Annotated in this window: 1 protein-coding gene; it reads right to left on the reverse strand. The window is 45.1% G+C overall.

The genetic code is table 11. From position 1 onward, the window contains the following. On the reverse strand, window positions 1–1,313 hold a 1,313-nt coding region (locus tag AB5935_RS26485; protein ID WP_368327926.1), incomplete at both ends, for an AAA family ATPase.

Consider the following 1,313-nt stretch of genomic DNA (forward strand, 5'->3'; position numbering starts at 1 on the left):
TATATTCACCTTTCTGTTTGTCTGGCTGGGGAGTGTAGCGTTTCAGGCAGTCGGCAATATAACCGAAATAGGCTTTCCAGTCGCCATCGTAGGCAAGAGCACTGGCAAGTTCGTTTTTTTCGTAACTACTGAAATTGAGTTCGGCTTCGTTATAGGTACTTAGCAGATAAGTGTAGATTTGTTCGCGGACTACCTGATTAGGGATGGTGAGTTTGGTCTTTCCTTTATACGTGCCGCTAATGGTGAGCATACCGAAATAGTAGAGCAGGCTCACAAAGTTGTCGGGGTTGGTGATATTGACAGCAGGAAAACCTTTTTTCAGTTCTCCGGTGACGTAGCCTTCGCTCACCAATGTCTGTATGATGGAGGCATCATGGGCAAACTCTTTGTCCTTCCGGATGAGCATACGTAATTTTTCGTAGTCGATACGGATATTGTCTTCTACCATATCCCGGGGGGCTTTGCCTCGTTGAATATAATTCTTGACGAAGTAGAGTACCATATTAGAGTTGTACATAGTGGTTTCACCATAACATTCTTCCGCAAAGCAGTAGTTGTCATACCAAGGTTTCATTATTTCTATCAATTCGTCCACACTGTGGTTGAATGGACTGGTGGTGGAATAATAAGTGAGCATTTGGCGCACTTCTTCTTCCGTGAAACCTATCATCTCGTTGAATTCCGGTGTGAGCGAGTAGTTGGTTCCGATATTGAAACCACTTGTGAGGTCGTCCATTGTCACGGGGCTTACGCCGGTGATGAAACAACGCTCGATGCTGGAATAGGTTCCGGCTTTGATTTTATTGAAAAAAGCGCGCAGATAACCTTCGCCATGTGTTTCGTCCGTATAGCGGTGCAGGCTTTCTATATCCGAGAGGATAGCATTGGTGAAATGGTCGTATTCGTCGATAAAGAGGTAAATACGTTGGTTGGTCTTATTACATTCTGTGAACAGGTATTCAAATTGTTCGACAGCTCCTTCTTTTTTGTCGAGTTCTTCCTTGATGCCTTTGGGGAGATAGTCGGCGTAAATGTCACAGAAATAGTCGAACATTGTTTGGCAATGCGCGTCCAGCCCCTTGCGATAGTTGTGCAGTTCGCCTACTATTCCGGAGAAGTTGAGGTATAGTACCAGATAGCTGTTCCGGTCGCGCGTAGGGTGCTTTCCGATGTAAAGGTCGCCAAACAGCGCTTCGAACTTATCCTTGGCAAGTATATCATAATAGTGCTGCAACATATTTACAGTGAGGCTTTTGCCGAAACGGCGCCGACGAATAAAGAAGAAAAACTTGTCCGCTTCTTCTATCATGGGT

This window comes from Phocaeicola sp. RTP21198st1_B8_RTP21198_201120 (assembly GCF_040929485.1).
In the GTDB taxonomy this organism is placed as follows: Bacteria; Bacteroidota; Bacteroidia; order Bacteroidales; family Bacteroidaceae; genus Phocaeicola; species Phocaeicola dorei.